The following is a 23,519-nucleotide window of genomic DNA, read 5'->3' on the forward strand; positions in this document are numbered from 1 at the left end:
GGTCGGTCAGCCCAGCAGAGCGGCAGGCTCGACGACCGTGATGCCGTGGGCCGAGCCGACGGGTGCGTTGGTGAGCGAACCGGCCGAGGTGGTGAGCCCGGCAGCCAACGCCGCGTCGGCGCGCAGCGCAGCTTTCCACCCCTGGTTCGCCAGCGAGCTCATGTAGGGCAGCGTCGCGTTGGTCAGGGCAAACGTCGAGCTGCGCGGCACCGCGCCTGGCATGTTCGCCACGCAGTAGAAGACCGAACCGTGCACGGTGAACGTCGGGTCGTCGTGGGTGGTGGGGTGAGAATCCTGGAAGCAGCCGCCCTGATCAACGGCGATGTCCACCAGCACCGAGCCCTCGCGCATCTGCGCGACCAGTGCGTTGGTGACCAGCTTCGGCGCCTTGGCGCCCGGGATCAGCACCGAGCCGATCACCAGGTCGGCGTCGCGCACGGCCTCGGCGATGTTGAAGGCGTTGGAGGCGATGGTCTTCACACCGCCATGGAACTGGGTGTCCAGTCGGCGCAGCGTCGGCAGGGACAGATCGATGACGGTCACCTCGGCGCGCATCCCGAGGGCGATGGTGGCCGCGTGCATGCCGGCGACACCGCCGCCGAGCACCACGACCTTGCCGTTGGTCACGCCCGGCACGCCGCCGAGCAGCACGCCGCGGCCGCCCTCGTTGCGCATCAGGTGGTAGCCGCCGACGAGAGGTGCCATCCGGCCGGCGATCTCGCTCATCGGGGCCAGCAGCGGGAGTGAGCGGTCGGGCAGCTGCACGGTCTCGTAGGCGACGGACGTGGTACCCGCAGACAGCAGGGCGTCGGTCAGCGGGCGGTCAGCGGCCAGGTGCAGGTAGGTGAAGAGCAGCAGATCGTCACGGAGGTGGCGGTACTCGGACTCGATGGGCTCCTTGACCTTCACCACCATCTCGGCGGCCCAGGCCTCCTCGGCGGTCGCCACAACCGTCGCACCGGCCTCGACGAACTCGGCGTCACCGATCCGGGAACCCTCTCCGGCCCCGGCCTGCACCAGCACCTGGTGCCCCGCGCCGACCAGATGATGCGCGCCGGCCGGGGTGAGTGCGACGCGGTACTCGCGGTTCTTAATCTCTGCGGGTACGCCGATGAGCATGGGGAGGTGCCTTCCTGATGGGTTTCGAGGGGTGTGAAGACGAACAGCGAAGTTGAGTGTCTTCATTCTGAACTTATGCCCTGGCAAGGGGAAGATCTTCATCCGAAGATTCGGTGCAGAGGTAGAATTCAAAGCATGGATTCGACGACGAACGGGCCGCGGCCCCTCCCGTCGCAGATTGTTCGGCCACCGGCCTCCGCTTCGAATCCGGTGCCGGGCGTGCACCATGGTCGTCGCTCGGATCCCGCTGCGGTCGGCGGCACTGCGGACCGCCCTGGCCCGCCGTCCACCCTCGACGAGGTCGATCGCCAGATCCTGAAACTGCTGGCCGCCGATGCCCGTACCCCGAACAACGCGTTGGCCGCGGCGGTGGGGATCGCGCCGTCGACCTGCCTCGGCCGGGTGAGGGCACTACGGGCCGGCGGTGCGATCCGTGGATTCCACGCCGACATCGACCCGACCGCGCTGGGCCGCCCGCTGCAGGCGATGATCGCCGTCCGGCTGCAGGCCGGAGCACGCAGCCGGATGAAGGCCTTCACCGATCGCATCCGCTCGTTGCCCGAAGTACTCGACCTGTACTTCCTGGCCGGCGCGGACGATTTCCTCCTGCACGTCGCGGCCGCCGACGCGATCGGCCTACGCGACTTCGTGGTCGATCAGCTCTCTGCCCACCCCGAGGTCGCCCTCACCGAGACCAACCTGATCTTCGAACACCTCCGCGGCTCCGGCCCGGCCTGACGCATCGGCCGACGCACTGTCGGATGCGTGTTTTACCATTCGGCAATGCCGATCTCGCCCGCAGTCCCCGCCTCGAACGGCCTGATCCTCGCCGAAGAGCTCATGAGAAGTTCAGGGGTGCATCCGAGTGCGATCGCCGCTTTTGCCCACTCCTACCGGACGCTCGCGTCGGGTGAGACGGGCATCCTGGCGGAGGCCGATCTGGAGCCGATCGAGTCGCTGCCACGCCTCGCCGATCTGGAGACCGACGAGGTAGCGGCGAAGGAAGCCCTGCGGCAGACGGCGGTCGTCAAGCTCAACGGCGGCCTCGGGACATCGATGGGCATGGAACGCGCGAAGTCCCTGGTGCAGGTGCGGCCCGGCAAGAGTTTCCTGGATCTCATCGCCCGGCAGATCATCGCCCTGCGCGGCGAGTACGGCGTGGAGCTACCGCTGCTGCTGATGGACAGCTTCCGCACCCAGACCGACTCGCTCGCCGCGCTGGCCGCCCACCCGGATCTCGCGGTCGAGGACCTGCCGCTGGACTTCCTGCAGAACCGCGAACCCAAACTTCGGTCCGACGACCTGACACCGGTGAGCTGGCCGGCCGACCCTTCGCTGGAGTGGTGCCCGCCCGGGCATGGCGACATCTACACCGCGCTCGATGCGTCAGGCGTGATGGATCTGTTGCTGGACAGAGGTTTCCGCTATCTCTTCGTCTCCAACTCCGACAACCTGGGCGCCGTCCCGGATCCACGCCTTGCGGCCTGGTTCGTCGGCTCGGGGGCGCCGATCGGCGCGGAGTACTGCCGTCGGACCCCGGCCGACCGCAAGGGTGGTCACCTGGCCCGGCGCCGCAGCGACGGTCGGCTCGTGCTCCGCGAGTCCGCGCAGACCAGCCCGCAGGACGCGGCGGCGTTCGGCGACATCAACCTGCACCGTTACTTCAACAGCAACAACCTGTGGCTGGATCTCCGGGCGCTGCGCGACACGCTGCGGTCCAACGGTGGTGTCCTCGGGCTGCCGATCATCCGCAACGTCAAGACGGTCGATCCGTCCGATCCGACGTCACCGGAGGTGATCCAGATCGAGACGGCAATGGGCTCGGCGATCGAGGTGTTCGACGGCGCGATCGCGATCGAGGTCGACCGCACCCGGTTCCTGCCGGTCAAGGCGACCAGTGACCTGCTGGTGCTGCGGTCCGACGCCTACCTCCTGACGGACCGGGCGGAGGTCAGGTTGGTGCCGACCCTGACCACCGCCCCGCTCGTCGAACTCGACGACGTCTACAGGCTGCTGGCCGATTTCGACGCCAGATTCCCGTACGGGTCGCCATCGCTCGTCGGCGCGGAAAGCCTGAAGGTGAAGGGGGACTGGACCTTCGGACGCGATGTCACGGTCGTCGGGGCGGCGACGATGACGGCGGAAGGTGCCCCCGGCGTCATCGCCGACGGCACGGTTCTCGGCAGAGCAGGCTGATCGATGTCGGACGAACGCCACCCGCCCGACATGTGGCCGACCGGGTCGACGGTGAAGTACGCCAACCCCTGGATGAGCATCCGCGAGGACACCTTCGAACGCACCGATGGGCAGACCGGCGTCTACGGCGTGGTGGACAAGCCGGACTTCGCGCTCGTCATCGCCGAGCAGGACGGCCACTTCCACCTGGTCGAACAGTTCCGGTACCCGGTGGCGCGGAGGTCGTGGGAGTTCCCGATGGGCGGGTGGCCGCCCGGGAAGGGCGGCGACACCCTGGCCCTCGCGCAGGCGGAACTGCGCGAGGAGACGGGCCTGACGGCACAGACCTGGACGCATCTGGGCCGGCTCCACGAGGCGCCCGGATTCTGCTCGCAGGGTTTCGACCTGTTCCACGCCACCGACCTGACGCCCGGGGAACACGCCCGCGAGGACACGGAGATCGACATGGTGCACCGCACCTTCTCCGAGGCTGAGCTACGGGCGATGATCTCGGACGGGACCATCGTCGACGGGACGACGGTGGCCGCCTATGGCTTGTTGCTGGTGCGACGCTGACCGGGGAGATCGGCGAGACCGGCGGCCAGGACGTGCGGAGCGATCTCGTCGGCGAGCCGCACGGCGGGGACCTCCGGTACGACGAGGGCGGCCGCCCGGCGCTGTCCCTTCGTCATCCGCTCCCGTTGCTGGAGTCCCTCGTCTCCGACCACCTCGATCCTGGATACCAGGCCGCGGCCGATCGTCGCGCGGCCCTTGCCGACGACGCCACCTCGTCGGTCGGCACGGCCAGGGCGGGTCGCTCACGAGCCACCTCCTATCTCAGCGCCGGACTGGTGATCGTCGGCCTGGTCCTCGGCGTTGCCGCGGCCAGCACCCAGGACCAGGCGGCGGGGGCCGATCAAGCGCGGCTCGGGCTGCTCCAGGACATCGACACGGCGCAGGCCAAGCAGAGCGCGCTGGCCTCCCGGCAGAACCTGCTGGCCGACGAGGTCCGTTCGGCGCAGGCCGCTCTCGGGGTCGGCGGTCCACTCCAGACGGTGCAGGCGCTCGAGGTGCAGGGCGCTGTCACCGCAGTCACCGGGCCTGGCCTGACGGTGGTCATCGACGGATCAACCACCAGTTCCGGAGCCGGCGTGATCCTGGACCGCGACATCCAGCTCCTGATCAACGGGCTCTGGTCGTCCGGAGCAGAGGCCATCGCGATCGGCGGAGTGCGGCTGCGCACGACGAGCGCGATCCGTCAGGCGGGAAACGCCATCCTCGTCGACAACCGGCCGGTGTTCTTCCCCCTCGGCATCGAGGCCATCGGCGACCCGTCGAACCTGCACGTCAAGTTCGTCGACACGATCGGGTTCGGCCGGTTCCAGACGTTCGTCTCGCTCTACGGCATCAGGTTCGACATCTCCGCCCAGTCGACGCTGACGCTGCCGGCGGGCGCCTCGCCTGACCTCCGGTACGCCTCGGCGCCGGTCACCGCTGTGTCCAGGACCAGGTCAGCGGTGACCTCCCGGGACCGCGCCACGACAGTTCCGCCACCAGCGGCAACGTCCACCGCGGCTACGTCCACCGCGGCTACGTTCACCGCGGCTACGTTCACCGCGGCTACGTCCACCGTGGTGCCGACCACCGCGGTGTCCGCGTCGACCGCAGTGCCGATCACGCCGACTCCGACGGCATCATCCGGCAGCCGGTGACCAGCCGGTCGCCGGCCGGTCCGCCTCACACGGATCCGCGCCTGCCCGCCCGTAGAGTTCGACCCGGCCGGACTTCCGACCCCAGTCCCGGAGTGTGCGTCGGCAGACCTGGAGAATCGAGAGGGGATTCGAGACCTTGTACGCGGCAATCGCACTGGTCATCGGGGTCGCCATCGGCCTGTTCCTGCACCCGACCGTGCCCGACTGGCTGGGGCCGTATCTGCCGATCGCGGTGATCGCCGCCCTCGATGCGGTCTTCGGTGCGATCCGGGCGAACCTGGCGAAGATCTTCGACGCCAAGGTGTTCGTCATCTCGTTCATCGCGAACGTCCTGGTGGCTGCCTTCATCGTCTTCCTCGGGGACCAGCTCGGTGTGGGCTCGCAGCTCTCCACCGCCGTGGTCGTGGTGCTCGGCATCCGGATCTTCGGCAACGCCGCCGCCATCAGGCGTCACATCTTCAAGGCATGACGGACCCGGAGGTACCACCGGCCGACCAGCCCCCGGCCGACCGGCCCCCGGCCGATCGGCTCCCGGCCGATCGGCTCCCGGCCGATCGACGTCCGCCCGAAGATGGCCATCAGCCGAGCGAGTCGAGCGAGCAGCACGAGCACCACGAACCCGGCCGTCATGAGCGGCAGCCGTTGCGCCGCAGGGTGGTCGCGCGGTTCGCGGTGGCCGCCCTGTGTGCAGTGCTGGGTTTCGCGGGTGTCATCCAGGTGCGCCGTACCGCCTCCGGGGATGCGTTGGCGTCCGCCCGGCCGGACGATCTGGTCCAGATCCTGGACGGTCTGCAACGCCGCGAGGACGACCTCAACAAGGAGATCGGCGACCTGCAGGACACGCTGGCCCGGTTGCGGGGGAGCGGTGCGTCATCGGCGGAGGCGCTGGCCGAGGCGAAACGTCAGGCCGAGGCCCTCGGCATCCTGACCGGCGCCGTCCCGGCCACCGGCACCGGCATCCGGATCGTCATCGACGATCCGAAACGGCAGGTGCCGCCCGAACTGCTGCTGGACGCCGTCGAGGAATTGCGCAACGCCGGCGCCGAGGCGTTCCAGGTCGGGCCCGTCAGGATCGGTGTCGATTCGTCGTTCAGCGGGACCGGCGGTGCGATCAGCCTCGACGGCACCGCCCTGACCGCCCCGTTCACCATTCTGGCGATCGGCGATCCGCCGACCCTGGCCGCCGCGGTGGCCATCCCCGGCGGGGTCCTCGACACCGTCCGGCGGGCCGGCGGTGCGATGACGAGCACGCAGTCGCCGCGGATCGCGATCACCGCCTTGCGACCGGCCCGTACACCGCAATACGCTCGGCCGGCCGGGGGCTGAGCGAGTCCGTCGTGCATTCGACAAGAGAGGCCGGAACGCCGTGATCCCGCAGGACCTGCACTACAGCTCGGACCACGAATGGATCAGGAGCTCCGGAGAGGACACCGTGCGGATCGGCATCACCGATTACGCGCAGAACTCGCTCGGTGACATCGTTTTCGTGCAGATGCCCGAACCGGGCAGCACCGTCAGCCCGGGCGACTCGATCGGCGAGGTCGAGTCGACCAAGTCCGTATCGGACATCTTCGCGCCGGTATCCGGCACCGTCCTCGCCCGCAACGACGCACTCGACTCCACGCCCGAGCTGGTGAACGCCGATCCCTACGGCGACGGTTGGATGATCGAGGTGCAGCTGTCCGATCCGGGCGAGCTCTCCGACCTGCTCGACGCCTCCGCCTACGCGGAGCTGACCGGCGAGGCCTGATCGCCTGCGACCGGCCGCACAGCACTTCGTCATCCGGGTGTGCCGGCAACGCCGGGCACGGTACGGTCGTCTGCAACTGATCACGGTAAGTCGGCGCAGGGTGACCGGCGACCCCGCAGCGATGAACTACCCAGGATCTTTCTGACGAAGGAGTGCCGAGTGACCAGCAGTGAGCGCGAGTCCCCGTCGGTCCCCCCGCGGGCGGCCGATGTGTCCGACTCGACCACGGTCTTCTCCACGGGGTTGTTCGGTGGCGAGGCCGAGGTGACCGAGGAAGGGCTCGGTGGTCTCGAGTCGCTGTCCACCGGTTCCGCGCTGCTCGTCGTCAAGCGAGGCCCCAACGCCGGGTCGCGCTTCCAGTTGGACAAAGAGGTCGTCAGCGCCGGACGCCACCCGCAGAGCGACATCTTCCTGGACGACGTCACGGTGTCGCGTCGGCACGCCGAATTCCGACGGTCCAGCGAGGGCTACGAGGTGTCCGACGTCGGATCGCTGAACGGCACCTACGTCAACCGCGAGCCGGTCGAGTCCTCCACCCTGTCGAACGGTGACGAGGTGCAGATCGGGAAGTTCCGCCTGGTCTTCCTGACCGGGAGCCAGCCGGTGGGCGACACCGGGTCATGACGGCAGCAGGCCTCCCCTGGACCGGAGTGGCCAGCATCGGGTCCGTGTTGGGCCGCCTGAAGTCCGAGTTCCCCGACGTGTCGATCTCAAAGATCCGCTTCCTGGAATCGGAAGGTCTGGTCACCCCCCACCGCACGCCGTCGGGATACCGGCAATTTTCTGCCGCGGACGTCGAACGACTCAGGTACGTGCTCGCCGCGCAGCGCGACCACTACCTGCCGCTCAAGGTCATCAAGGAACACCTCGAAGCCATCGATCGAGGGCTCGAGCCGGCCACCCCGAGCCCCCGGCTGCCCCGCGCGCTCGTCTCCACCCAGGGACCGAGCGCCCGCGACTTCGCTCCGGCGCCCGAGATCCGGTTGACGAAGGCCGAACTCCTCGCCGAATCCGGGCTGGAGGCCAGCGACCTCGCAGAACTGGAGCAGTTCGGGTTGCTCGCCCCGGGCACGGGTGGTTATTTCGACGCCGATGCGGCGGTGATCGCGACCACGGTCGCCGAACTCCTCGCCGCCGGCCTCGAGCCGCGTCATCTGCGGCCGTTCCGCACGGCCGCCGAGCGGGAGTCGGCACTCGTCGCCCAGTTGGTGTCGGCGCAGGCCCGCCAGAAGGATCCCGATGCGCGCGAGCGCGCCGGAGCGGCTGCGGCTTCCGTCGCAGCGACCGTGCTGAGGTTGCACTCCCTGCTGGTGAAGGCCGGGCTGCGCCGCGAGCTCGGGATCTGACGACTGCTCGATCCCCGGTTGTCGCATTTCGGTTGCGGGTGTGTCGCGGCGTGTCGCTCGTCAGGCGTGAAGTGCTTCCGCCGTGAGCGAAGTCCGGCTGTCCGTACTCGCCGGGATCGTGCTCCGTGTAGCGTTCGCGAATGGGTAGTTGCAGTAGGTGGATGGGCGCAGGACGAATCAGGAAGGCACACCGAGATGATCGAGATGCGCATCGTCGGCGTCCATGTCGAGATGCCGAATTCGCAGCCCATTCTGATGCTCACCGAGGTCTCCGGACCGCGCAGCCTCCCGATCATGATCGGCTCGGTCGAGGCGACCGCGATCGCCATGCACCTGCAGGGTGTCCGACCGGCCCGGCCGCTGACCCACGATCTGCTCGGACAGGTGATCACCGCCCTGGGCCGCAAGGTCGAGCAGGTCCGGGTGGTCGACTTCCGCGAGGGCACCTACTTCGGTGAGCTGGCCTTCGACGACGGCACCACGGTGTCCGCCCGTCCGTCCGACGCGGTGGCGCTCGCCGTCCGCGCCGGCATCCCCGTGTTCGTCGACGATGCCGTGCTGGCCGAGGCCGGGGTGGTCGTCCCCGAAGAATCGGAAGAGGACGTGGATGACGCCCTCAGTGCCGAGGAGGGTGAACCCGAGGACGCCGAGGACGAGGTCGAGCGCTTCCGCGAGTTCCTCGACTCCGTCTCGCCCGAGGACTTCGACAAGTCCTGACCGGCTGGTGTCGCGCTTATCAACTTCCACGGCGCTCATGAAGTCGTCTCTTCCTGTCCCTCCGGTCCCATTTCGTGCACGTTGATGAGCGCGGACGAAGATGATAAGCGCGGGCAAGTGGCCTAACCCTGAAGTGAAGGTTGAGGACACGCCGCGGAGGCCGTTGACCCTGGCCCGTCGCACGCCTACCGTCAGGGACAAGTCACGCGCTTGTGATTCGACCCGGCCAGGTGTGCGGATCGGATCCTCCTCCACCGGCACCTGCCGGTGGGGACAGAGCGATGCGGTCGAGGCTTCACGACCAGTTCAGCTCCGCGCCGGAGTCCGGACGAAACCAGGAAGGTGGGCGCAATGCGCGAGAGCGAGCAGGGCGCGCTCTTTCCGGACGAGTCGGTACCCGACGAATTCGTCGGGTACCGCGGCACGACCGCATGTCAGGCGGCCGGCATCACGTATCGGCAGCTCGACTACTGGGCCAGGACGTCGCTGGTGGTTCCGACAGTGCGGGACGCCACCGGTTCCGGGACCCAGCGGCTCTACTCCTTCACCGACATCCTGGTGCTCAAGGTGGTCAAGCGACTGCTGGACACCGGGGTGTCGCTGCACAACATCCGCGTGGCGGTGGAGCACCTGCGCAACCGCGGGATCGAGGATCTCGCCGGCGTGACGCTGTTCTCGGATGGTGCGACCGTCTACGAGTGCACCTCGGCGGAGGAGATCGTCGACCTGCTCCAGGGTGGTCAGGGTGTGTTCGGCATCGCGGTCGGCGGAGCCATGCGTGACGTCACCGGGACGCTGGCGGAGTTCCCGGCCGAGCGCGTCGACGGTGACCGGGTGGTCCCGGTCGCCCACGACGAACTGTCCCGCCGCCGTCAGGCCCGCACCGCCGGCTGAAGTTCCTCCGGAGCGGCATCGAATCCCGGGCTGCTCCACTCGTGCCTCACCACCCCTCCTGCTTCACCACCCCGCCCCCCGGCGCCCACTCGGTGCCGGGGGGTTTCTTCGGCAGGTGCAGGGTGGCGCGGTCAAGCCAACCGACTCGCCTCCGGGGCCCCGACGGGAAACAGTGCCGGGTACGAACCATGAGGAAAACTAATGAGCAAGGCTACTAATGAGGTAACCTAAAGATATGAGCACCAGCATGACGATCCCGGTCATCGAAGACCCGGTCGTACCCACCGCCAGCGCGGAGATGGCGGCAGCGGAGATCGCGGCAGCGGAGTTCGCGTCAGCCGAGATCGCGGTCGAGGACGTGGCCGCCCTCCGCGGCGCCGTCCTGATCCTCGCCCGCCGCCTCCGTCACCAGCAGGCCGGCGACGAGCTGTCGCCCTCCGAGGCCGCGGTGATGGGCCGGGTCGGCCGCGCCGGCCCGATGACCCCGGGTCACCTGGCCAAGTCCGAACACGTCCAACCCCCGTCCATGACGCGCATCATCGAGCGGCTCGAGGCACGCGGATTCCTCCGTCGGGATCCGGATCCGGGGGACCGGCGTCAGGTGCTGGTGTCCCGTACGCCCGCCGGTGACGACTTCGTCGAACGGTCGCGTGCGGTTCGGACGGCATGGCTCACCCAGCAGGTGGGGCGGCTCGACCGCGACGACCAACTGGCCATCGCCGCGGCGGCGGCGGCGCTGACGAGACTGGCGGAACTCGCGTGAGCCGGTCCGTCATCAATTGTTCCCAGATGGATCCGCAGGACGGCCAATCGCCGGCAGTGGAGACCCAGGAGGCCGCCAGGATCACGATGTTCGCAGCGCTGCGGGTGCGCAACTACCGGCTCTTCTTCTCCGGCCAGGTGGTCTCCAACACCGGGACCTGGATGCAGCGGATCGCCCAGGACTGGCTGGTCCTGGAGATCACCAACTCGCCACTCGCGGTCGGTATCACCACGGCCCTGCAATTCCTGCCGATGCTGCTGCTCGGCCTGTGGGGCGGCCTGATTGCCGACCGCTACCCCAAGCGCCGGCTGCTGCTGATCACCCAGGCCAGCATGGGTCTGCTGGCCGTGGTCCTCGCGGTGCTGACGCTCAGCGGGCACGTCCAGGTCTGGCACGTCTACGTCATCGCTCTCGGCCTCGGCCTGGCCACCGTGGTCGACAACCCGTCCCGCCAGACGTTCGTCAACGAGATGGTCCCGCACGAGCTGGTGCGCAACGCGGTCAGCCTCAACTCGGGCAACTTCCAGCTCGCGCGGATGCTCGGCCCGGCCGTGGCCGGCGTGGTGATCAGCCTCGTCGGGTCGGGGTGGGCCTTCGCCCTGAACGCCCTGACGTACCTCGCCGTGATAGCCGGGCTGGCCATGATGCGTACGTCCGAGCTGGAGCCCCAACCCCGACCGCAGCGCGGGCCCGGTCAGATCCGGGAGGGTCTGCGCTACGTGAGGCACCAGCCGCAGCTCCTCTGGACCATCGTGCTGGTATTCTTCGTCGGCACCTTCGGCTACAACTTCGCGATCATCCTGTCGGCGTACACCAAGGACGTCTTCCACTCCGGGGCCGACCTCTACGGGCTGCTGAACACGGCGATGGCCGCCGGCTCGGTCGTCGGCGCGCTGCTCGCGGCCCGCCGGACCACCGGTCGGATGAGCCTGCTGTTCGGCACCTCGGCGGCCTTCAGCGTGATGCTGATCCTGCTCGGCGTGACGCCGTGGCTGTGGATCTTCGTCGGTCTCCTCGTCCTCACCGGACTGTTCTCGGTCAGCTTCAACACGCTGGCCAATTCGACCGTGCAGCTCCGGACCGACCCGGCGCTGCGCGGCCGGGTGATGAGCCTCTACATGCTCGTCTTCATGGGCGGGACGCCGTTCGGGTCCCTGATCGTCGGGGCCATCACCGACAAGTGGGGTGCGCCCCTGGCCCTGGTGATCTCCGGGATCGTCTGCGTGCTCGCGTCCGTCGGCACCGCCGTGCTGGCCGCCCGGAGTACCGGCATCACGGTGCACGTCGACCTGCACAAGGGTGCCGAACGCCACGTCACGCTGGTCCAGCAGAACGCCTGACCCGCAAGCGTCGCTGGTAGCGTGACCAGTGTCGTTGACCCCCCGCGGGAGAGCCCGGACACTGCAGTTCGCCGGGCGCCGAAGGAGCAAATCTCCCCACCAAACTCTCAGGCCGAACGGACCGCGAGGGACAGACACCTCTGGAAAGAAGCCCGCGCCAGGCGTGGGCTCGCCGAAGGGGCAAGCGTTGCCGATCTTCTGCTCCGTGGAGCAGGGACCGGCGGCGTGGAAGCTCTCAGGTACCGATGACAGAGGGGGAGGGCGTGACTGTGCCCTGGCCCCGGCCCGGACCGACGCAGTGACGTGGTGTCCTGGTTTTCCCGTCATCGGCACGCAGCCTTCCGAGCTGCGAGAACGGCAGGTCGACATGGCCCCGATCGATCACCCCCAGCTCGCGCATCCCGCGGCGGCACACACCGACTTCTCGCGATCGTCCCCACTGGACCCGGAGAGCTTCGCGGACCGCCACATCGGGGTCGACGAACCCGGCCTCGCGGCGGTGCTCGAGGCCCTCGATCAACGTGATCTGGACGCGTTGGAACTCGCCGTCGTCCCGGCCGGCATCCGGTTCGGCCGGCCGCTCGACCTGCCTGAGCCGGCCACCGAGACGCAGACGCTGACCGAACTGCGCACGCTCGCGGCCAAGAACCGTCCGATGGTGCAGATGATGGGTCTCGGCTACCACGACACCATCACCCCTGGCGTCATCAAGCGGAACGTGCTGGAGAACCCGGCCTGGTACACGGCATACACGCCGTACCAGCCGGAGATCTCGCAGGGTCGCCTCGAGGCGCTGCTCAACTTCCAGACGGCCGTCTCGGACCTGACGGGTCTCGACATCGCCAACGCCTCGATGCTCGACGAGGCCACTGCGGCTGCCGAAGCGATGACGTTGATGCGCCGCACCGCCCGCTCCAAGTCCAACCGCTTCGTGGTCGACGCCGACACTTTGCCGCAGACCATCGCCGTCATCCGGACCAGGGCGGAACCGCTCGACATCGAGGTGGTCGTCAGCGATCTGTCCGCCCCTGACTCACCTCTGCCGGTCGGCGACTTCTTCGGTCTGCTGCTGTCCTACCCTGGTGCTTCCGGGGCCGTGCGCGACCAGCAGGCGTTGATCGCCGAGGCGCACAGCCGCGAGGCCAAGGTCGCAGTCGCCGCCGACCTCCTCGCACTCACCCTGTTGCGCCCGCCGGGTGAGATCGGCGCAGACATCGCCGTCGGTTCGACCCAGCGGCTCGGCGTCCCGCTCGGGTTCGGTGGTCCGCACGCCGGCTACATGGCCGTCCGCACCGACGTGCAGCGGCAACTGCCCGGCCGTCTGGTCGGCGTCTCCCACGACGCCGCCGGCAACCCCGCCTACCGGCTCGCCCTGCAGACCCGTGAGCAGCACATCCGCCGCGAGAAGGCGACGTCGAACATCTGCACCGCCCAGGTGCTGCTGGCCGTCATCGCCTCGATGTACACCGTCTACCACGGCCCCGAGGGTCTGACCAAGATCGCCCAGAAGATCCATCTGCAGGCCGGTCAGGTCGCGTCCGCGTTGGAAGCCGGTGGCATCACCGTCGAGCACGCCCACTTCTTCGATACCGTGCGTGCGCTGGTCCCCGGACGGGCGCGGGCCGTCGTCGCCGCAGCGCGTCAGGCCGGCATCAACCTCTGGGCGGACGGCGAGGACGCCGTCCAGGTCAGCGTTTCGGAGAAGACCACCGCGGAGCACCTGCGCCTGGTCGTCGAGAGCTTCGGCGCCGAGACCACCGACGCCCCTTGGGTTCCCGAGGGTGACGCACCGACCAGAACTTCTCAGTTCCTGACGCACCCGGTCTTCCACGAGCACCGCTCGGAGACTGCGATGCTGCGGTACCTGCGCCGGCTGTCGGACATGGATCTGGCGCTGGACCGCAGCATGATCCCGCTGGGCTCCTGCACGATGAAGCTGAACGCCACCACCGAGATGGAGGCGGTGACCTGGCCGGAGTTCGCCGGTCTGCATCCCTATGCTCCCCTGGAAGACGCCACCGGCATGCTGGAACTCGTCGACCAGTTGGAGAAGTGGCTGGTCGAGATCACCGGCTACGCGGCGGTTTCGCTGCAGCCGAATGCCGGTTCGCAGGGTGAGCTGTCGGGGCTGCTTGCCATCCGTGCCTACCACCGCTCGCGGGGCGACGAGCACCGCACCATCTGCCTGATCCCCGCCTCTGCGCACGGCACCAACGCCGCGTCGGCCGTGATGGCGGGCATGAAGGTGGTCGTCGTCGGGACGGATGACGGCGGCAACATCGACATGGCCGACCTGGGTGCGAAGGTGGCGCAGCACGCCGACAACCTGGCGGCGATCATGGTGACCTACCCGTCGACGCACGGCGTCTTCGAGGACACCATCACCGATCTCGCCGCGCTGGTGCACGGTGCCGGCGGTCAGGTCTACGTCGACGGGGCCAACCTGAACGCGCTCGTCGGGGTGGCCCGTCCGGGCGAGTTCGGCGGCGACGTCTCGCATCTCAATTTGCACAAGACGTTCTGCATCCCGCACGGTGGCGGTGGCCCCGGCGTCGGTCCGGTGGCGGTCGCGGCGCACCTCGCGCCGTTCCTGCCCAGCCACCCGCTGGGGCTGAACGACACCGGAACCTTCGGATCGATCGGGGCCATCTCGGCGGCGCCGTGGGGTTCGGCGTCGATCCTGCCGATCTCCTGGGCCTACATCCGGATGATGGGCGCGGACGGACTGCGGCGGGCCACGCTGACCGCCATCGCCTCGGCGAACTACATCGCCCGGCGGCTCGACGAGCACTTCCCGGTGCTCTACACGAGCGCCACCGGTTTCGTCGCGCACGAATGCATCCTCGACCTCCGCCCGATGACGGCCACCACCGGCGTCACCGTCGACGACGTGGCAAAGCGACTGGCGGACTACGGTTTCCACGCACCGACCATGTCGTTCCCGGTGGCCGGCACCTTGATGGTCGAGCCGACCGAGAGCGAAGACCTGGCGGAGATCAACCGCTTCTGCGACGCGATGATCGCGATCAAGGGCGAGGTCGACAAGGTCGGCTCCGGGGTCTGGCCGGTCACCGACAACCCGCTCCGCGGCGCCCCGCACACGGCGGAGTCGCTCGCGGGTGAGTGGGACCACCCGTACACCCGCGCCGAAGCGGTCTTCCCGCCCGGTGTGGTGCCGGCCCGCAAGTACTTCCCGCCCGTCGCTCGCATCGACGGGGCGTTCGGGGACCGGAACCTGGTCTGCTCCTGCCCACCGATCGAGGCGTATGCGTAGCGAGGGCCAGTACCGTCGCAGGCATGGACCGACGGCTGGCGGGTGCGCTGCTGCTGGTGGGGGTGCTGACCTGCGCCCTGGTGGTACCGGCCGCCCTCGGGCGCACCGTCGTCGGTGTGCCGGTGGCAGCCCCGGCCCCGGGACCGCCCGTACCGGGTGACTGCCTTGCCTCGATGGCCGGCATCGCCGATTCGTCCGTCGTCTACTCGCAGGCCTCGGCACTGCAGCTGCCGACCGGCACGATCGGGAGCTGCGCAGGCCCGATGGTCGGCGAGGTGGTGTCGGTCGACCCGACCGGATCCGAGCCGGCCAACGCGACCATCAACAGCTACGTCACCGGGGCGAAAGCCTGTGCTACCAGCACCATCGGCTACCTCGCCGTGCCGGCGACCCGCACCGTCGACGGCATCACCTGGAAGCCGGGACTCGGTTCGGGCTCCGACCAGATCGGGCCGGACGCCCGGCAGGCGGCCGCCGGTCAGCAGTGGTCAGCCTGCGTGGTGACGGGCGCGACGTCGCGCTACTCCGGATCGTTGCGCGGCGCCTTCGCGCACGGTCCGCTGCCCGTCGCCCTCGGGCTCTGCTGGCCGGGCGGCGTCAGCATGGCCACGGAGCTGATTCCCTGCGACCAGCCGCACCAGAGCCAGCTGCTCGCCACTGGAGTGGCGTCCGGCGCGGCCCCGGGTCCAGCACTCGCCGAACGAACGGTCCTGACGGCCTCCTGCCGGCAGTACGCCCGCACCATGATGGCCGGCCGCGCGGTCACCGCCGGTGATCCGTTGGCAATCCAGGTGGTCGCGCAGGGTCTCGGCCCGCAGGTGCTGCTGTGTTCGGCGACGGTGACCGGGTCGAACCGACTGACCGGGTCACTGATGGGGATCGGGACGCGGCCGCTGCCGCTCGCCAACTGAGGCGCGTCCTGCCGCCCGATCTCTCATCGGTGATGCACGTCACAACGAGGTCTAGCATCGGTGGATGACCGGTCGTCGGACGGGTTCTCTCGTCGTGGTGCTGGCGATGCTCGCTGTGCTGACCGGCCATGCCTTTCTCCGCCCGCAAATGGCCGGAACCGCGGTGGCGATCACCGTGCCCGGTCCGCCCCGCCCCGGCGACTGCGTGCTCTCGGCCCCGGATCCGTCCCTGTCGATCACTTCCGGGCTGACGACCGACGTCTCGGTGGTGCTCGGCCCCTGCGTCAATGCGGTCGGCATCGTCGGCGAGATCGTCTCCGTCAGCGCCGGGCGGCGGTCGGGTTCCGACCAGACGATCGGCGCGTTGATGGGTACGTCCGGAGACTGCTGGGCAGCCGCCTCGCGATATGCCGGGTTGGTCGCCGACGACGGCGTGGCCAGGCTCCCGACGGTGGTGTCCGATCCGGGCGAGGCCATCCAGTGGCATCCGGACCTGCGTGTTCGCGGCCAGCGGATCGGGGCGGATCTGCTGCAGCAGGCCGTCGGGCGCGGGTGGTCGGCATGTGTGGTGCGCCCGCTCACCCTCGCCGCCTACACCGGCTCGATCCGCGCAGCGCTGCGGACCGGCCTCGCGCCGGCCGAGTACGGCAGTTGCTCGGCCACGGCAGATCTGCGGGAGTCGTCGCTGGTGCCATGCTCCCGGCCCCACAGCACCGAACAGCTGGGGTGGGCCGGCCTTCCGATCGGCTCGGTGGCTCAGGACCGCCTGCAGCAGTCATGCCGATCGCTGGCCGTCCGCCTGCTGCGCACGGGGGACCCGACCTATGCGGGGGCACTGCGGATCGTCACCGTCACGCACGACATCACCACCTGCGCAGCAGTTGTCACTGGGCCGGGCCGGCTGGTCGGGTCCCTGATCGGTCTCGGGGCCGGGCCACTTCCTTTCGCCGGCTGACGCTTTCGCCGGCTGACGCTTTCGCCGGCTGGAAGCGTTCGCCGGCTGGCGAAACTTCCCCGGCTGGCAAAACTTCCCCGGCTGGCAAAACTTCCCCGGCTGGCGAAACTTCCCCGGCTGGCGAAACTTCCCCGGCTGGCGAAACTTCCCCGGCTGACGGAACTCCCGGTCAGCCGGTGGATGTCAGCGTTTGCAGGGCGGGCGCCAGGTCTGCCAACGAGCCGAGCGAGGTGTAGTTCCCCCCGCCGGCCTGGGCGATCTCCGTCATGGCCGCCTCGTTGACATCGCCGGAGAGTCCGATGATGTAGAGCCCGACATTCTTGTTCTGCCCGGCCAGGGCGGCGATGGTGCTCTTCAGGGCTGAGCGGGTGAGGCCGGGTGTGGTGTCCGCGCCATCCGTCACCACGATCACCTTGTTCGGACGGCCCGCGACCGCGCTGTTCACGGCGTCGGTGTACGCGGCCTGGATGGTGCCGTAGGTCCAGCTGTTGCCGCCGGGGAACAGCCCGGTCACGGAGGTGTTGATGACCGCGGCCCTCGTGCCACCACCGATCTGGTCGGTCAGCGCACCGGTGGGGACCAACTTCTGGTATCCGGCAGCACCGTCCTGGGTCGAGAACGACCACAGGCCGAAGAAGTCGAGCGGGTTCTTGGCCAGTGCGGCGGTGGTGGCCTCACGCATCCAGGTGATCCGTTGCTGACCGCCCTCGACGGTGTCCATCGACCCCGACGTGTCCAGCACCAGGGTGATCACCGGCGTCGTCGGGGCGGCCGGTGTGGTCGGGGTGGTGGGTGTCGTCCGCGTGGTGGGCGCGCTGCTGGCCTTGGTCGGTGCAGTGCCCGCAGACGTCGGAGGGGTCGACTTCGTGGTCGGGGAGGTGGGCGCGGAGGTCGTCGAACCGGTCGGGCCGGTGGCCGTCGTGGCGCTCGAGGCCGGTGCACTCGGGACGGGAGCACTGGAGGCGGGAGGACTCGACACGGGTGTACTCGACACGGGTGAACTCGGCACTGGAGCACTCGAGGCGGGAGGCGGCGAACTGGCGGTCGGCGACGACCCCCTGGCCGTCGCCCAGGCTGCGTGCAGTGCGGTGCGTACCTCGGTTTTGGCCTCCGGCAGGGCGGTCACCGTGCTGCGCAGGTCGACTCCGGGTGCCGTGGCAGGGGTCGCGCTGGTCCGCAGGTCGTCCTTCGTCAGGATGGCGATTCCGGCTGGATCACCGAGGTACGCGTCGAAGGCCGCGGCGGCGTCGGACATCGCGTCGCTCACCCAGGGCGCGGTGAGCTGGATGGCCATGATCTCGTCGTGGGCGGTGGGGCCTGCGGGATAGACGGCCGCGAGACCAGGGGGGTTTGCGGTGTTGAACGAGGCGAGATCGGACTCGACGACCGGAACGGCGTCGAACGTCGCCTGTCCGGCGGCGAGAGCGGTGAGGGCGACGGCGGTCTTGTCCGGCGGTGCGGGTGTCGACGAGGCAAGGCGGGCCAGCAGCGAGGACGCCCCGGTCACGGCCGCGGCGTCCAACGGCTTGTCGTCCGGATTGGCCGTCGAGGCGGCCACGAGGGACTCCAGGGCGTAATTCGACGCCCGGTTGGTGACGGGATCGGGCATCGCCAGGACGAGCGCCGTGCCTGACCCGGTGGCCAGCGAAGACCAGGTCGGTGCAGCGCCGGTCGGGGCAGCCCGAACCGCCAGGACGACGGGGGAGATCGCGAGGCTGCTGTTCGTGTGGCCGGCCGTCATGGCGGAGTTGCTCGCGTCGACAGCAGCGACATCAGAGGCCGAGTCGACCACCCAGAGGGCCGGGGCGGGAGTTGGCTGGTTCTTCCAGCCTGCGGCCAGCGCGGACGCTGCGACAGCGCCGTCGGTGACGCTCACGACGACGGACACGCAGGTGGACCTGGCGACCGGCTTGGTGGCGTTGAACGCTGCGGCGGCGTCCGTCGCCGCGCGACCCGCGCCCGGAGAGGCAGTGACCTCCAGCACGGTGTTACCGGTGCAGGCCGCGACGTCCTTGTTCCTGTCCAGGACGACGAAGTACCCGACGGTGAGAGCCGCAACGAGCAGGACGACGACCGCGACGACGATCGGCCACGCTGCTACCCGCCGTCGGCCACCGGCATCGGCGTGACGCCCCATCGAATCTCCTGTCCGTGCCTGACTGCCCCGGCGTCCAGTGCCGGCCGTCCCGCTGGATGTCCCGGCCGGACCCGGGTACAGGACCTGATGACGCTGGTTCCATCCGGTCGTGGCCGCCGAATCCGGCTCTGGCTGCCAACTCTAACCGTGAGAACGACGGTTCAGCGGCCCGGAGCGGCCCCTCGCGGCCGGGGTGAACCCTGTCCCGGCTCCGGGATCCTCCGGAAATTACCCGCTGACCGGGGTGGAAATTACCCGCTGACCGGGGTGGAAGGTGGAAGCTGGAAGGATCACCTGACACGATGGTGAAGTACAAGATGGTGAAGTAACGGTGGCGGGTGCCGCCCGACCGGCTATGCGTTCCGCCGATGCCTTCCGCTCCGGGGAATGCGATCGGGAAGCGATTGAGAGAGGACTCCAGCGATGGCCAACCCATTCGTCAAAGGATGGAAGTACCTGATGGCGCTGTTCTCGTCGAAGGTGGACGAGTACGCCGATCCGAAGGTGCAGATCCAGCAGGCGATCGAGGATGCACAACGCCAGCACGCCGCACTCTCCCAGCAGGCCGCCGCGGTGATCGGCAACCAGCGTCAGCTGGAGATGAAGCTGACCCGGCAGATGGGCGACGTGGAGCGACTGCAGTCGCAGGCGCGTCAGGCACTGGTGCTCGCCGACGACGCCAGGGCCAAGGGCGACACGGCCAAGGCTGCGCAGTTCGAGCAGACCGCAACGACGCTCGCCACCCAACTGGTGGCCAGCGAGCAGGGCATGGACGACCTGAAGACCATGCACGACCAGGCGCTGCAGTCTGCGGAGCAGGCCAAGAAGGCCGTCGAGAACAACGCCATGGCCCTGCAGACCAAGCTCGCCGAGCGCACCAAGCTGCTCTCGCAGCTGGAGCAGGCCAAGATGCAGGAGCAGGTCTCCGCGTCGTTGAACTCGATGTCCGCCCTCTCCGCGCCCGGCAACACCCCGTCGCTGGACGAGGTCAGGGACAAGATCGAGCGCCGCTATGCCAACGCGCTCGGTTCGGCCGAGCTGAGCCAGAACTCGGTCGAGGGCCGGATGCTCGAGGTGCAGAAGTCGACCTTGGACATGGCTGGCGCCTCCCGTCTGGACCAGCTCCGCGCCCAGCTCCACCCCGAGCTCTCGGGTGGGCAGGCCCGCGCCATCGACCAGTCGACGACGGCGGCCCCTGCCTCTCCCGGGATTGACATCAACAAACAGGCCTGATGGGCGTCAACCCCGTCGTCAGGGCCCTGCGCAACTCTGTCCTGAAAGGGGCGGCAGGCCGGCGCCCGGCCGACGCCCTCGCACGGGGGGTCGAGGCCGCGGGCCAGGTCGGCGCCTCGGCGTCGGAGTTTCTCCGGGTGCGCCGTGATCCAGCCGAAGCCGCGGTGCGCCGCCGGAAGGCCGCCGTGCGCCGCGCGAACATCTGGGGTGCCGGGGCGGTCGTCGGTGTCGCCGGCGGCGCGGCCCTGACCATCGGAATCGTCAACGACGGTGTGACGGCGTCGGCCGTCTTCTCGTTCATCCTGGTCGCCGCGCTGGTGATCTGGTGCCTGCTCGGGGTGATCCGGTCGGTCCGCGATGTGCGGGCCCGTTCCAGGGTGCTGGCCGCCCTGCCGCCGCCGCAGCCTGGTCGCCGGCCGGTGGCCGCGCCGATCCGCGGCGAGATCGCCCACCTCGACTCGTATTCCGACCGATTGCGGCAGCTGGTCCCGATGTTGGACCAACGCTCCGGTTCGACCGACCTCGGCCGTGAGGTGATCGCCGCGGCAGACACTGCGGAGGTCGTCCTGCGTCGTCAGGCGCAGGAGTTCACCGGTGTGCGCAAGGCCGCCTCGGCCGGTCCCGGTTCCGCCCGCGCCAGGCTGGACGCCTCCTCCGGTGAGCTCGCGGGGCGGATCCGGGCCGGTGTGCAGGAGTACGGCAGGCTGGTGGCAGCAGCCGCCGAGACCGTTGCGGCGTCGGCCCAGCTCGATGTGGCCGCCACGGGGCTCAGCGGTCCGACCGACCGGCTGGAGGCGCTCACCGTCGGCATGCAGGAGATCGCCCTGCATGCTCGTCCTGGCGGCCCTTCCTAGCACCTGTTTGCCGAATCCGGTTCCTGGGGTCGGTCCCGGCTAGATCGTTTCCGAGCGGGTCGAACGGGCGTCATGGCAGACTCCGAGCAGGCTGCGGAACCAGTGGGACGGGCAGCACGTCAAGCCTGCGAACAGAAGAGGAACGGAGGCGGGCACCGGCGTGGACGTGCTCGGCATCGATTTCGGAACGTCCAACACGGTGGCTGTGCTGGCCGGCGATGGACGTCCCCCCAGGGTGCTGGCTATCGACGGTGGGGGCTGGCTGCTCTCCTGCGTCTACATCGAGGACGATGGCACGCTGTCCGTCGGACGTGATGCCGAGCGCAAGGCCCGGCTGGCCCCTGAGCGGTTCGAGGCCAATCCGAAGCGTCGCATCGACGACGGCGAGATCCTTCTCGGTGTCCGGGTGGTGCCGGTGGTGGACGCCATCGCCGCTGTACTGCGGAGGGTCATCGACGAGGCCCGGCGACAGCTCAACGGGCGTTCCCCGGATCAGATCAATCTGACCCACCCCGCCGAGTGGGGCGCCTCCCGACAGAACGTGCTGCTCGCCGCCGCCCGTGCCGCGGGTCTCGGTCCCGCGCTGTCGCTGATCCCCGAACCGGTGGCCGCAGCTGCCCACTTCTCGTCCCTGCCGGGCAAGGCCCTCACCGTGGGATCGAACCTGGCCGTCTACGACCTCGGCGGCGGCACTTTCGACTGCGCCGTGGTCGGTTCGACGAGGTCAGGTTTCATCGTGCTGGCCGAGTCGGGACTGGCCGACGTCGGCGGGGTCGACTTCGATCAAGCCATCGTCGACCATCTGGGACGAACCGTCTCGGTGGAGGATCCGGGCAGGTGGCAGGCCCTCTCCCGGCCGCGCAACTCCTCCGACCGGCGGGCCGCCCGGAGTCTTCGCGAGGACGTGCGTGCGGCGAAGGAGACCTTGTCGCGGTATGCGCAGACGGACCTGCCGCTGCCCGATCCGTTCGACGACACCCTGCTGACCCGCAAGGAGTTCGAGGGCCTCGTCCGTCCGGTGGTAGCGCGCACCGTCGAGGTCCTGGCCGAGACCATCGGCCGTGCTGGCTTGAGCGGCGACCGGTTGGGCGGCATCTACCTGGTCGGGGGTTCCAGCCGGATCCCGCTGGTCGCCGGCATGATCGGCGAGAAGCTCGGCGTCGTCCCCACCACGCTGGACCAGCCGGAGACGGCAGTGGCGATGGGGGCTGCGCTGATCCCCTCGGTGTCCCGCCAACAGGGCCGCACCGACCTGCTCGGTGCCGGTCCGGGATCCGCGCCCCCGAGCTCCATCGGCCCGAATCCCATGGGGCCGACGTCCATGTCCCAGTGGGGCGGTCCTCCAGGGCCGGGTGGCGCGGGCGGCCCGCAGTCCGGTCCGGGCGGCCAGGGTCCGCAGGGTCCGGGTGGCAGTCAGGGACCTCCGACCAGGGCTCAACCGGGTCCGAACGGGCCCTTCAACCCGCCGCCGCCGGGGGGCCGCGCCGGGGGCCCGCCGTTCAACTCCGGCCCACATGCCCCCGTGCCGGCCGGTGCCGGGCCGGGGCCGTCCAAGCGCAACCGGATGCTGCTGGTCGCCGCCGTGGTGGTGGCTCTGCTGGTGGCCGGCACCGTCGTCGTGTTGACCACCAGGTCCGGTTCGTCGACCGCTGATCCGGTGACCACCACGACCCCGCAGACCACCGCGACCAGCTCCGCCGTGTCGTCAACACCGGCCTCGACGTCACCCGGGACCACCCCGAAGACGACGCCCACCACCAGGACGACGCCGACGACCCCCACCACCAGGACGACGCCGACCACCCCTGCGACGCCTACGACGCCGACCACCAGGACCACTCCGACGACGCCTACCGACAGCACCACCGGGTGCAGCGTGGTCAGCGACTCGACCGGCATCACCTCGTGCATGAGGTCGGCCATCGGGTCGCTCGCCGATCTCGACTGCACCACCGATCCGAACGTGCTGAGTCTCGATGCCAAGACGGTGGCCCAGCTCCAGACGCTCACCACCTCGTTCTCGACCTGCATCGACAGCACCAACGGCTTTGCGGCGGTCATCTTCCAGACCACTGGTGCGGCCGGCCGGGATCTGCTCTGGCCCTTCATCGAGGAACAGTTCACTGCCAGGCGCAGTGGCACCTGGAAGACCGCGACGGACTCGGGGGAGTACTCCGGCGGCCCGAGTCCCACCGGCGGCGTCACCCTGATGGGGTGGCGTGATTCGAAACTTCCGGTGCTGGCCTTCATCGGCGCGACCAAGGGCGCCGACCTCGACGCGACGATCACCTACTGGAAGGCCGCGCTCGGGGCGACGATCACCGGCTGACGACCCCGGC

At 69.3% G+C, this 23,519-nt stretch carries 21 protein-coding genes and 2 riboswitches; of the genes, 19 read left to right on the top strand and 2 right to left on the bottom strand.

The window, feature by feature from the left end:
• Positions 1–6 precede the first annotated feature (6 nt).
• On the bottom strand, positions 7–1,119 hold the full coding sequence (ald, locus tag ABIB25_RS19560) for an alanine dehydrogenase (protein WP_354530190.1): 1,113 nt from the start codon (positions 1,117–1,119) through the stop codon (positions 7–9).
• A gap of 135 nt (positions 1,120–1,254) precedes the next feature.
• On the opposite strand from ald, the gene ABIB25_RS19565 reads away from it, so the two are divergent.
• The 16 genes from ABIB25_RS19565 (at position 1,255) to ABIB25_RS19640 (ending at position 16,956) form a co-directional block, all read left to right on the top strand.
• Positions 1,255–1,857, top strand: coding sequence for an Lrp/AsnC family transcriptional regulator (locus ABIB25_RS19565; protein WP_354530191.1), 603 nt, complete (start codon positions 1,255–1,257; stop codon positions 1,855–1,857).
• 45 nt (positions 1,858–1,902) lie between these two features.
• Positions 1,903–3,315 carry a UTP--glucose-1-phosphate uridylyltransferase gene (locus tag ABIB25_RS19570; RefSeq protein WP_354530192.1) on the top strand — a complete coding sequence of 471 codons (1,413 nt, stop codon included), beginning with the start codon at positions 1,903–1,905 and terminating at the stop codon, positions 3,313–3,315.
• Positions 3,316–3,318: 3 nt separating this feature from the next.
• Complete coding sequence (locus ABIB25_RS19575) at positions 3,319–3,870, top strand: NUDIX domain-containing protein (protein WP_354530193.1); 552 nt, start codon at positions 3,319–3,321, stop codon at positions 3,868–3,870.
• A gap of 32 nt (positions 3,871–3,902) precedes the next feature.
• Entirely contained in the window at positions 3,903–5,006 is a 1,104-nt protein-coding gene (locus ABIB25_RS19580) for a DUF881 domain-containing protein (protein ID WP_354530194.1), read from the top strand.
• A 136-nt stretch (positions 5,007–5,142) separates the two neighbouring features.
• Positions 5,143–5,475: a small basic family protein gene (locus ABIB25_RS19585; RefSeq protein ID WP_354530195.1), complete on the top strand. Its 333-nt coding sequence runs from the start codon at positions 5,143–5,145 to the stop codon at positions 5,473–5,475.
• Entirely contained in the window at positions 5,472–6,332 is an 861-nt protein-coding gene (locus ABIB25_RS19590) for a DUF881 domain-containing protein (RefSeq protein ID WP_354530196.1), read from the top strand. Before ABIB25_RS19585 ends, ABIB25_RS19590 begins: the two co-directional genes overlap by 4 nt.
• 40 nt (positions 6,333–6,372) lie before the next feature.
• On the top strand, positions 6,373–6,756 hold the full coding sequence (gcvH, locus tag ABIB25_RS19595; protein WP_354530198.1) for a glycine cleavage system protein GcvH: 384 nt from the start codon (positions 6,373–6,375) through the stop codon (positions 6,754–6,756).
• Between the two features lie 243 nt (positions 6,757–6,999).
• Positions 7,000–7,380 (top strand): oxoglutarate dehydrogenase inhibitor Odhl, encoded by a 381-nt coding sequence (odhI, locus tag ABIB25_RS19600; protein WP_354530266.1) that lies wholly within the window; start codon positions 7,000–7,002, stop codon positions 7,378–7,380.
• Positions 7,377–8,102, top strand: coding sequence for a transcriptional regulator FtsR (gene ftsR, locus ABIB25_RS19605; RefSeq protein ID WP_354530199.1), 726 nt, complete (start codon positions 7,377–7,379; stop codon positions 8,100–8,102). Before odhI ends, ftsR begins: the two co-directional genes overlap by 4 nt.
• Before the next feature lie 195 nt (positions 8,103–8,297).
• Positions 8,298–8,819, top strand: a complete 522-nt coding sequence (locus tag ABIB25_RS19610; protein WP_354530201.1) for a bifunctional nuclease family protein — start codon at positions 8,298–8,300, stop codon at positions 8,817–8,819.
• Between the two features lie 351 nt (positions 8,820–9,170).
• On the top strand, positions 9,171–9,713 hold the full coding sequence (locus ABIB25_RS19615) for a MerR family transcriptional regulator (RefSeq protein WP_354530202.1): 543 nt from the start codon (positions 9,171–9,173) through the stop codon (positions 9,711–9,713).
• A gap of 235 nt (positions 9,714–9,948) precedes the next feature.
• Positions 9,949–10,476 (top strand): MarR family winged helix-turn-helix transcriptional regulator, encoded by a 528-nt coding sequence (locus tag ABIB25_RS19620; RefSeq protein WP_354530203.1) that lies wholly within the window; start codon positions 9,949–9,951, stop codon positions 10,474–10,476.
• A 26-nt stretch (positions 10,477–10,502) separates the two neighbouring features.
• Positions 10,503–11,816, top strand: coding sequence for an MFS transporter (locus ABIB25_RS19625; protein WP_354530204.1), 1,314 nt, complete (start codon positions 10,503–10,505; stop codon positions 11,814–11,816).
• 35 nt (positions 11,817–11,851) lie between these two features.
• Positions 11,852–11,950, top strand: a riboswitch (glycine riboswitch).
• A riboswitch (glycine riboswitch) is annotated at positions 11,951–12,078 on the top strand.
• A gap of 105 nt (positions 12,079–12,183) precedes the next feature.
• The gene (gene gcvP, locus ABIB25_RS19630; protein WP_354530205.1) at positions 12,184–15,090 is read left to right on the top strand and encodes an aminomethyl-transferring glycine dehydrogenase; all 2,907 of its coding nucleotides are present in this window, start codon (positions 12,184–12,186) and stop codon (positions 15,088–15,090) included.
• 23 nt (positions 15,091–15,113) lie between these two features.
• Positions 15,114–16,001: a hypothetical protein gene (locus ABIB25_RS19635; protein WP_354530206.1), complete on the top strand. Its 888-nt coding sequence runs from the start codon at positions 15,114–15,116 to the stop codon at positions 15,999–16,001.
• Positions 16,002–16,065: 64 nt separating this feature from the next.
• Positions 16,066–16,956 carry a hypothetical protein gene (locus tag ABIB25_RS19640; RefSeq protein WP_354530207.1) on the top strand — a complete coding sequence of 297 codons (891 nt, stop codon included), beginning with the start codon at positions 16,066–16,068 and terminating at the stop codon, positions 16,954–16,956.
• A 169-nt stretch (positions 16,957–17,125) separates the two neighbouring features.
• Here ABIB25_RS19640 and ABIB25_RS19645 read toward each other — a convergent pair whose 3' ends face one another.
• Entirely contained in the window at positions 17,126–19,093 is a 1,968-nt protein-coding gene (locus ABIB25_RS19645) for a VWA domain-containing protein (RefSeq protein WP_354530208.1), read from the bottom strand.
• Positions 19,094–19,516: 423 nt separating this feature from the next.
• Between ABIB25_RS19645 and ABIB25_RS19650 the strand changes: the two genes are divergently transcribed.
• From ABIB25_RS19650 to ABIB25_RS19660, 3 genes are all read left to right on the top strand, one after another.
• Positions 19,517–20,326 carry a PspA/IM30 family protein gene (locus ABIB25_RS19650; protein WP_354530209.1) on the top strand — a complete coding sequence of 270 codons (810 nt, stop codon included), beginning with the start codon at positions 19,517–19,519 and terminating at the stop codon, positions 20,324–20,326.
• Positions 20,326–21,180 (top strand): phage shock envelope stress response protein PspM, encoded by an 855-nt coding sequence (gene pspM / locus ABIB25_RS19655; protein ID WP_354530210.1) that lies wholly within the window; start codon positions 20,326–20,328, stop codon positions 21,178–21,180. Before ABIB25_RS19650 ends, pspM begins: the two co-directional genes overlap by 1 nt.
• 160 nt (positions 21,181–21,340) lie before the next feature.
• Positions 21,341–23,509, top strand: a complete 2,169-nt coding sequence (locus tag ABIB25_RS19660) for an Hsp70 family protein (RefSeq protein ID WP_354530211.1) — start codon at positions 21,341–21,343, stop codon at positions 23,507–23,509.
• Positions 23,510–23,519 lie beyond the last annotated feature (10 nt).

The sequence above is a fragment of the Nakamurella sp. UYEF19 genome (genome assembly GCF_040546275.1).
In the GTDB taxonomy this organism is placed as follows: domain Bacteria; phylum Actinomycetota; class Actinomycetes; order Mycobacteriales; family Nakamurellaceae; genus Nakamurella.

Excerpts from the sequence above, each read along its gene's own strand:
- ABIB25_RS19635 (WP_354530206.1), top strand. The coding sequence starts at position 15,114 with ATGGACCGACGGCTGGCGGGTGCGCTGCTGCTGGTGGGGGTGCTGACC.
- ald (WP_354530190.1), bottom strand. The coding sequence starts at position 1,119 with ATGCTCATCGGCGTACCCGCAGAGATTAAGAACCGCGAGTACCGCGTC.
- gcvP (WP_354530205.1), top strand. The coding sequence starts at position 12,184 with ATGGCCCCGATCGATCACCCCCAGCTCGCGCATCCCGCGGCGGCACAC.
- ABIB25_RS19610 (WP_354530201.1), top strand. The coding sequence starts at position 8,298 with ATGATCGAGATGCGCATCGTCGGCGTCCATGTCGAGATGCCGAATTCG.
- ABIB25_RS19650 (WP_354530209.1), top strand. The coding sequence starts at position 19,517 with ATGGCCAACCCATTCGTCAAAGGATGGAAGTACCTGATGGCGCTGTTC.
- ABIB25_RS19615 (WP_354530202.1), top strand. The coding sequence starts at position 9,171 with ATGCGCGAGAGCGAGCAGGGCGCGCTCTTTCCGGACGAGTCGGTACCC.
- ABIB25_RS19625 (WP_354530204.1), top strand. The coding sequence starts at position 10,503 with ATGGATCCGCAGGACGGCCAATCGCCGGCAGTGGAGACCCAGGAGGCC.
- ABIB25_RS19575 (WP_354530193.1), top strand. The coding sequence starts at position 3,319 with ATGTCGGACGAACGCCACCCGCCCGACATGTGGCCGACCGGGTCGACG.
- ABIB25_RS19640 (WP_354530207.1), top strand. The coding sequence starts at position 16,066 with ATGACCGGTCGTCGGACGGGTTCTCTCGTCGTGGTGCTGGCGATGCTC.
- ABIB25_RS19590 (WP_354530196.1), top strand. The coding sequence starts at position 5,472 with ATGACGGACCCGGAGGTACCACCGGCCGACCAGCCCCCGGCCGACCGG.
- ABIB25_RS19570 (WP_354530192.1), top strand. The coding sequence starts at position 1,903 with ATGCCGATCTCGCCCGCAGTCCCCGCCTCGAACGGCCTGATCCTCGCC.
- ABIB25_RS19565 (WP_354530191.1), top strand. The coding sequence starts at position 1,255 with ATGGATTCGACGACGAACGGGCCGCGGCCCCTCCCGTCGCAGATTGTT.
- pspM (WP_354530210.1), top strand. The coding sequence starts at position 20,326 with ATGGGCGTCAACCCCGTCGTCAGGGCCCTGCGCAACTCTGTCCTGAAA.
- ftsR (WP_354530199.1), top strand. The coding sequence starts at position 7,377 with ATGACGGCAGCAGGCCTCCCCTGGACCGGAGTGGCCAGCATCGGGTCC.
- ABIB25_RS19645 (WP_354530208.1), bottom strand. The coding sequence starts at position 19,093 with ATGGGGCGTCACGCCGATGCCGGTGGCCGACGGCGGGTAGCAGCGTGG.
- ABIB25_RS19620 (WP_354530203.1), top strand. The coding sequence starts at position 9,949 with ATGAGCACCAGCATGACGATCCCGGTCATCGAAGACCCGGTCGTACCC.